Annotated in this window: 8 protein-coding genes and 1 pseudogene; 2 read left to right on the top strand and 7 right to left on the bottom strand. The window is 63.0% G+C overall.

Annotated features, from left to right (window positions below; translation table 11 throughout):
• Window positions 1-356: 356 nt before the first annotated feature.
• A complete protein-coding gene (locus AADX97_RS25870) occupies window positions 357-1,226 on the top strand; it encodes an Rpn family recombination-promoting nuclease/putative transposase (RefSeq protein WP_374237090.1) in 870 nt (289 codons plus the stop codon).
• 270 nt (window positions 1,227-1,496) lie between these two features.
• Here the strand turns inward: AADX97_RS25870 and AADX97_RS25865 are convergent, their stop codons facing one another.
• From AADX97_RS25865 to AADX97_RS25840, 6 genes and pseudogenes are all read right to left on the bottom strand, one after another.
• On the bottom strand, window positions 1,497-1,739 hold the full coding sequence (locus AADX97_RS25865) for a hypothetical protein (RefSeq protein ID WP_374237092.1): 243 nt from the start codon (window positions 1,737-1,739) through the stop codon (window positions 1,497-1,499).
• A 127-nt stretch (window positions 1,740-1,866) separates the two neighbouring features.
• On the bottom strand, window positions 1,867-2,670 hold the full coding sequence (locus tag AADX97_RS25860) for a glycosyltransferase (RefSeq protein ID WP_374237111.1): 804 nt from the start codon (window positions 2,668-2,670) through the stop codon (window positions 1,867-1,869).
• Window positions 2,556-3,098 (bottom strand): annotated as a pseudogene (locus AADX97_RS25855) (hypothetical protein); the annotation flags it as partial. The gene AADX97_RS25860 and the pseudogene AADX97_RS25855, both read right to left, overlap by 115 nt.
• A 327-nt stretch (window positions 3,099-3,425) precedes the next feature.
• Window positions 3,426-3,626, bottom strand: coding sequence for a hypothetical protein (locus tag AADX97_RS25850; RefSeq protein WP_374237094.1), 201 nt, complete (start codon window positions 3,624-3,626; stop codon window positions 3,426-3,428).
• Window positions 3,627-3,649: 23 nt separating this feature from the next.
• The gene (locus tag AADX97_RS25845) at window positions 3,650-3,949 is read right to left on the bottom strand and encodes a BrnT family toxin (protein WP_374237112.1); all 300 of its coding nucleotides are present in this window, start codon (window positions 3,947-3,949) and stop codon (window positions 3,650-3,652) included.
• 140 nt (window positions 3,950-4,089) lie between these two features.
• Entirely contained in the window at window positions 4,090-4,893 is an 804-nt protein-coding gene (locus tag AADX97_RS25840; RefSeq protein WP_374237113.1) for an Rpn family recombination-promoting nuclease/putative transposase, read from the bottom strand.
• A gap of 71 nt (window positions 4,894-4,964) precedes the next feature.
• Here AADX97_RS25840 and AADX97_RS25835 point away from each other — a divergent pair, with 71 nt between their 5' ends.
• Window positions 4,965-5,237 (top strand): hypothetical protein, encoded by a 273-nt coding sequence (locus tag AADX97_RS25835; protein WP_374237095.1) that lies wholly within the window; start codon window positions 4,965-4,967, stop codon window positions 5,235-5,237.
• Between the two features lie 466 nt (window positions 5,238-5,703).
• On the opposite strand, the gene wbaP is transcribed toward AADX97_RS25835, so the two are convergent.
• The gene (gene wbaP, locus AADX97_RS25830) at window positions 5,704-7,200 is read right to left on the bottom strand and encodes an undecaprenyl-phosphate galactose phosphotransferase WbaP (protein ID WP_374237097.1); all 1,497 of its coding nucleotides are present in this window, start codon (window positions 7,198-7,200) and stop codon (window positions 5,704-5,706) included.
• Window positions 7,201-7,210 lie beyond the last annotated feature (10 nt).

The raw sequence follows: 7,210 nt of genomic DNA, 5'->3' as shown, positions 1-7,210 counted from the left end.
GGGGTGTGTTGGGTATCGGTTTTGGGGGCGGGTTGTCGGTGTGGGGAGGCGAATAAATGCGCCCCTACGGTCGGTTGTACGCGGTCGGTCGTACGGTTGGCCCTGCGGTGTTGGGCGGGGTGGTTCGCTCGCCATCGCGGCACTTGGCGCGGAGCGCCAAAGGCATGCGTGACACCGCGGAGCGGGTGTCACGAGTCCTTAGAAGATTTGAGTGGTCGGTCGAATGACCGAGACCGACGACGGCAATGATGCGGGGCATGACATGTTGTCGGCTGCCCCGCGGGCAGCCGGGTCGGCATGGGCAGACCGACCGACGCTGGCTTGCCAATGCCTCGGCCGATCAATACACTCTTCGTATGTACCGCCCCATCGATCCGAAGGTCGACTGCGTCTTCAAGACCCTCTTCGGGTCCGACGACCATCGCGACCTGCTGATCCACTTTCTCAATGCGCTGCTTGCGGATGATCTCGCCGCCCCGATCACCGCCGTCGACATCCTCAACCCCTACAACGAGCGCGAGACCCTCGACGACAAGCTGACCGTCGTGGACGTGAAGGCCCGCGACGCGGCGCGGCGGATCTTTCAGATCGAGATCCAGCTCGTCGTCTTCGCCAACCTCGCCCCGCGCATCCTCGATACTTGGGCGGACCTGTTCAGCCAACAGCTGCAAAGCGGCGGAGACTACCGCGAGCTGCAGCCGGTTTATGCCATCTGGATCCTCGATGCGACCCTGTTTCGGGATCGGCCCGAGTACGCCCATCGCTATCGGCTGCGCGACGACCGGGGCCGGCCGCTCGTGGATCACGGGACCGTCCGCGTTTTCGAGTTGAGTAAATTCGACGTCGAGCCGGTCCAAAACGATGCCGAACGTTGGCTGAAATTCCTCAAGGACGGCGCGCGCCTGGATCCGACCCGGCTGCCCGTCTGGATGCAGCCCCCCATCATGAGGTCCGCCATGAGCACCTTGAACGCCTTTTCCGAGAAGGAGCGCGACTACCACCGGTATCAGTCGCGCCAGGAGGCCCTGCGCGTGCAGCGCGCCGTCGCACAGGAGCTCGAAGAGCGGCGTGCCGCCGAGCAGGCCGCGCTGCAGGCCGCGGAGGCCGCGTTGCAGGCCAAGGAGGCTGCGCTCCAAGACAGAGAGTCCGAGCGTCAAGCCAAGGAGGCCGCGCTCGCCGAGATCGCCCGCCTCAGGGCGCTTCTGGAGCGGCAGACGAAGGGCTGATACAGTACCGCTTGTGGGCGCGGGCAGGGCCAGGGTGCGGGCTGGATCCGGGCCGGCCCACGCGATTCGGGGTTTGTCGCTCCAGCTAGGTGATGAGTGGGCGGGTGGGCGAATAAATTCGCCCCTACGGCTTGGCTGGGCGGGTTGGTCCGCCGTCGCGGTCGCGCTGACAGCGAGCCGATCCGCGGTCTCAATGATCTCGACCAAGCCGGATGGCAGGGGATTGGCCTCGGCGTCGACCCAGCGCACCCAGATGTGTTTCGAGCAGGATCAAGGCAACGCGTTCCAGTCGTCTTCCGGCGCGGCGGGCTTGAGCAGGTCGTCCTGCATGACGACCGAGCCGGCGAGCTGCGGGGATGGCTTGCGACGTGGTCTGACGACAGGTTTGGCTGAGGCGTCGTCGATGTCCTCGTCCATGAGCACCAGGACGCGTAGCCTGATCCCGTCGGGCACTTGATCCGGAAGTCGCAGCGTGTGATGTTGCGCGACCGCTTCGAATTCGATGGCTTGCATGGTCAAGTTCTCTTGGGGAAAACTGGGTTAGGGAAACGTGGTCCAGTCTTGCGATGCGACATCGGCCGTGCGGATAACGCAGGCCAGGGCACGTGATATCGTCGCGACGGGGTCACGAACGCCATTTTCAAATGCCCGAAACTCGGGCGAAAGGCGCCTTGAGACATGCAGGGCGTCGAGCCTCCTTTTCGTGGCCGGTCAGGCACGGCCGGCCACCGGATTTGCCCCGAGGAGCGCTGCGCGATAAGGTTGGCGCGCGGACGGCGCGGCCCGCACGACGCTCGACAAAGGCGCGCCCGTTGCTTCCGATCCGCGCGCGCTCGCAAGGATCCAGGATAAGGCTGTCCAGCGCCTCGGCAAGCTGCTCGGTCTGATTCGGCGGACAGACGACAAAGGCGTCCGATGCCTCGCGCAGTTGATCCAGCGGCGAGCCGGACGCGGCGGTACAGATGAAGGGACGACCGGCGGCCATAATTGCACAGACCTTGCTCGGGAGCGCGAAGGCCGCGCCCGCGGGGTTCTGCGGGACCAGATGGACATGGCTGTCTGCAAGTCCCTCGGCGAGCTGAGCCTCGGGCTTGAGCGGCTCGAACAGGAGGCTGTCGATCCGCCGCTCGGCGGCACGGGCTTGAAGCGTTTCGCGGTCGTTGCCGTCGCCGCGGATGATGAGTCGGATGTCCAGGCGCCGCTGTTGGATGCACTCGCCGAGGTCGAGCAACTGATCGAGGCCCTGCTTGCGGCCGACGTTGCCGCTGTAGAGCGCGGTGAAGGGACCGGGCGCTCGGGCAGGGGACGGATCAGGGTGTCGTCGACGGTGGGCGGGATGATGTCGATCGGGGTCTTGACCCCGATGGTGCGGATCGCCTCGACCATGCCCTGCGAGAGGGTGACGATGCGGTCCACGCGATTCAGGGTCTGTCGCTCCAACCAGGTGATGAGGCTCGCGCGGACGGTTTCTGGGCCGGGTTGTGTGCGTATCGGGCGAGGGGCTAGCGCTGTGTAGGGTTCGGGCGACCGACTGAGGTCGCCGCGGCTTGGCTTGGCGGTTGGTCCACCGTCGCGGTCCTTGGCGCGGAGCGCCAGTGGCATGCGTGACACCGCGGAGCGGATGTCACGAGAGTTTGTTTGGGTCTCGCGGTCGCGCGCGCCGTTGCGGTACTCGGGATAGACGCTCAACTCGGGATAGGCGGGACGGGCGGTCAAGACCGTCACCTTGGCGCCGAGGCGTGCGAGTGCTTCCGCCATCTGCTGGACCGGCGGGGCGCTGCCGGCGCGCTCGGGCCAGTCGTAGAGCGAGAGGACGAGGATCTCGGTCCCGGCAAGGTCAGACTCTGTGCTTCCAGAATCCGATCCGACCATTCCAGAAGCGTCTCGGAATCGGCTGCGGTGATTCGGTGACGGACCGTCTCGCTTGGTAGACGGAACTTGCGTTCGATCAGGCGCAGGAGAATTTTGGCTTCGCCACGCTGGCCTCGATCATCCCTTCGCCAAAGTCGGCCACCGAATTGCGTAGTCAGGCCATCTTGGTCAGACAGAATCAGGGCTGGAAACCCTGACTACGCAGGGATGGCCAGCCGCTGGACCGAACGACGATCAAGGCCGCCACACTGCTCGCCTTGCGCAACGTACCTGTCGATGAGGTTCTCGATGCGATGACGGGCGCACATGCCACGGCATTTCCGCGATTTATCCGACCGTCTCGATAATCTCGATCTCCTTTCGCAGCAGGTCATTGACCAAATCGGACAACTCAACGCCCTTCGCTTCGGCCTTGGCGACGAGGTAGCTTTGCACCATCTCGTCCAAGTACACAGGTATGCGAAATACAGCATCGGGCCGGTGGAACTTGCCGCGCTCGCCTTTGGAGAAGTCGTAATGGGTTTTCATGGTTTCACTGTTCAGTTGCGCCGCTAGCGCGGGATTTCTTGGTAGTCGCGGATCTCGCCCGAGTCGGCCCGGCGGGCCGAAATGATCCGCACCTTGACCTCGGCGGGCTCGATCCAACTCCACGTGTGGACGACCACGAGGAGTTGTCCGCTCTCCGACTGGCCGAGCGTGACCCAGCGATCTTCCTCGCTGCTGTGATCCTTGTCGTAGATGGTGAGAGCCATCGGGTCGCGAAGTACCGTGGTCGCGAGACGGAAGGATATCCCGCGTTTTTGCTGATTCGACCGAGCTTTGCCGGGATCCCAATCAAAATCGTATATCATAGTGGGCACCCGCTTGTATCCCGTTTCCGCGTCCCCCTGGTGCTCCCTCGCGACAGAAAACCAGGGTCAAAAACCAGGTCTTGAGAAGCAACATCCGGAATCGTGCGTTCGGAAGCAAGCCGCGTCCTGGTGTGATCCCATCAATGCAACACCTCGTCCAGACTCCGTGCCTCCAGAATCCGATCCGACCATTCCAGAAGCGTCTCGGAATCGGCTGCGATGATTCGGTGTCGGACCGTCTCGCTTGGTGGACCGAACCTGCGTTCGATCTGGCGCGGGAGAATTTTGGCTTCGCCACGCTGCTCGCCTTGGGCAATGTATTTGTTGATGAAGGTTTCCATCAGGGGCTCTCCGGATAGGGTGTGTTCGAGGAGTCGACGGATCTGGGTCTCGTCGCGTCGCCCGGTGCCTTGAACAGAGTAGCGCAGCAGCGATTCGAGAATATCCAGCGCGGTGGGGTCGCGGCTGACCTTGTTGATCAATTCGAGCAACTCGCGGACCCGCTCGACGGGTTGGTCGCTGAAGATATGTCGTAGTGCGAGCTGGACCAGTCGGGACAGCACCTCACCCTTGATCTCGGTGCTGCTCCGGGCGGAGATGTCATGCAGGGCGTAGCCGAACTGGGGCACGAAGGGCTCGAGCGCCTCGGGCAGCGGGTCGATCGGATCGTGGAAGCACGCGGGCGCGCGCCGGTGCGCCTGTCCGTGGTAGAGCACCAGCGGGTAGATGGGCGGCAGGGTTTTGGCCTTGGGGTTCTGGTCCCGGTATAGCTCGCCGCTGGCGACGATGTGGCGCAGCAGTTGCGGCAGCACCCAATGGTCGGACTGGCTCTTGTGCTCGAAGAGCAGATAGACCGAGAGCTGGCTGTCACGATAGGGAATCCGGTAGATCAGATCGGAGTAGACCTTGCGCAGCGCCTCGGTGACGAAGGTATCCGTTGAGATCGTCCAGTCGCTCTAGGTCGATCGCTTCGCATAAGGCTTGGGGCAGGACGTGGCGCAGGACATCGCGCGCGATGGCGGGGCGCGCGTCGGATGTCCAGGCGCCGCTTTTGGATGCACTCGGCGAGATCGAGCAACTGATCCAGGCCCTGCTTGCGGCCGACGTTGCCGCTGTAGAGCGCGGTGAAGGGACCGGGGCGCTCGGGCAGGGGACGGATCAGGGTGTCGTCGACCGTGGGCGGGATGATGTCGAGCGGGGTCTTGACCCGATGTCGCGGATCGCCTCGACCATGCCCTGCGAGAGGGTGACGATGCGGTCCACGCGATTGAGGGTCTGTCGCTTCTGATTGGAGATGAGGCTCGCGAGGAGGGTTTCGGGGCTGTGTTGTGTAGGTATCCGGGGGGGTAGCGCTGTGTAGGGGTCGAGTGACCGACTGAGGTGCCGAGGTTTGGCTTGTCGGTTGGCCCACCGTCGCGGCACTTGGCGCGGAGCGCCGGGGGCATGCGTGACACCGCGGAGCGGGTGTCACGAGACTCGTCGCGGAGTGGGTTTCATGGGACTTTGAAGGCCGGATGGATCGTCTTAAGGAGCGATCCGGATAACGGCTCCGGGCAGGGTTCAATGTTCTCCGGTCGCCCCGAACACATCTTCCAGGCATTGCGTGTTCGGCATGGCTCGGTGCGGAAACTCGAATGTGAGCGGTGGCATGGCGTGTTGGTGATCCGCATCGCGGCACGCCGGCTAGACTGAGTACCGATGGCTGTAACGTAACTCGCCGATTCCGTGGGATAGGTCGTGCACGATGAACTGCATCAATAGGCGCCCTCGTATTTCAGCACGACCCGGGTCGTCTTGATCAGGATGACGATGTCCATCCAGAGCGACCAGTTCTTGGCGTACCAAGTGTCGAGATAGACGCGCGTCTCGTATCCGGTGTCGTTTCGGCCGCTGATCTGCCACAAGCCGCTCATGCCGGGCTTGGTCTCGAGGTAATACTCGAGATCCTCGCCATAGCGTTCTTGCTCGCTTTCGATGATGGGGCGCGGACCGACAAGGCTCATCTCGCCTTTGATGACGTTCAACAGTTGGGGCAGCTCGTCGAGGCTGCATTTGCGCAGAAACCGGCCGATCGGGGTGATGCGGGGATCGTCACGGAGCTTGAAATCGCGGTTCCATTCCTGTCGTGCGGCGCTGTCTCGCTCGAGCAGTTGATCGAGTACGGCCTGTGCGTTCGGAACCATGGTGCGAAATTTGAGGCACAGGAAGGGTACGCCGTTGTGGCCGATGCGCTCATGGGCGAAGAACACCGGGCCACCGTCTTTGCGAATCACGGCGGCAAGATAGGCGAAGACGGGTAGGCAGAAAACGAGAATCAGACTGGCGACGATCAGGTCGAATATTTGCTTGATCGCGCGCGCACCGGGACGCGAAAGGTTGTTCCCCAGGGTCAGGAAGAACAGCTCATGCCTGAAGAAGTAGTGCACCCGTGTGCCAAACAGCGGGAGCCCGCGCATGGCCGGGACAATATGCAGATCATTGCACTGTCGATGGAGTCGGGCGATGAGTTTGGATTCTCGCTCCAAGTCCTCTTGCTCGAAAGCGACCACGACGGTTGGACTGCCGAAGGCGCGCAGATCAGGGATCTTGGACGGGTCGAAGCGGATGATCGGGATCTGTTGTCCGTCTGCACGCAGGGTTAGAACGTCGGCACTGGTCAGTTCTCGGGGCGTGGCGAAGGCCACGACCTTGTACCCCATCAAGCGCTCGCTCTCGAGCGCGGCGACCGCATCGGCGGCGTTGCGTCCGGTCCCGAGCACGATCGCGGGGCGCTCCCAAATGTCGAGCCGAAGCAGGAGGTTCTTGGTCAGGATCCGCAGGATCGGGATCAACATGAGGGCGCTGAGCCAGACACCGACGAACCAGAATCGGGAGAAGGGAAGTCTGGTGATGTATTGAAGGGTTGCGTCGAGGGCGGCGATGAGAAACAAGACCCGCAATATATCCGCAAACTCGTCCCAGAAGGGGCGCCGCCGTGTGTAGTGCCCCAGCATCAAGAACCAGCCGATTGAGATGACGGCGAGCAGGGTTAGAACCTCAATCCGGTCGCCTGCGATCGGGCTGCCCCAAAGGCGGGAGAATCCGGGTGACTCGAGACCGGGGCGAAGCATGTGCAGGCTGGTTGCGACTAGCGCGGCCAGAGCCAAGGCCATTATGTCCGAGAGGATGAGGAGGTATTTGCCGATCGCTTGGGGCGCAGCTAGCGGCAGGCCCTCTTTGCGGGTCGCTACCAGAACGTGTTTCAGTGTCATCTCGGGGTAT

It is taken from the genome of Thiocapsa sp. C2-2m (assembly GCF_041903745.1).
Taxonomy (GTDB): Bacteria; Pseudomonadota; Gammaproteobacteria; order Chromatiales; family Chromatiaceae; genus Thiocapsa; species Thiocapsa roseilacustris.
The sequence above is the reverse complement of the archived record's forward strand: the minus strand, read 5'-3'. Positions and strand labels throughout refer to the sequence as shown.

Coding starts and splice junctions, on each gene's coding strand:
- AADX97_RS25870 (WP_374237090.1), top strand. CDS start 357: ATGTACCGCCCCATCGATCCGAAGGTCGACTGCGTCTTCAAGACCCTC.
- AADX97_RS25865 (WP_374237092.1), bottom strand. CDS start 1,739: ATGCAAGCCATCGAATTCGAAGCGGTCGCGCAACATCACACGCTGCGA.
- AADX97_RS25850 (WP_374237094.1), bottom strand. CDS start 3,626: ATGAAAACCCATTACGACTTCTCCAAAGGCGAGCGCGGCAAGTTCCAC.
- AADX97_RS25845 (WP_374237112.1), bottom strand. CDS start 3,949: ATGATATACGATTTTGATTGGGATCCCGGCAAAGCTCGGTCGAATCAG.
- AADX97_RS25835 (WP_374237095.1), top strand. CDS start 4,965: ATGGCGGGGCGCGCGTCGGATGTCCAGGCGCCGCTTTTGGATGCACTC.
- wbaP (WP_374237097.1), bottom strand. CDS start 7,200: ATGACACTGAAACACGTTCTGGTAGCGACCCGCAAAGAGGGCCTGCCG.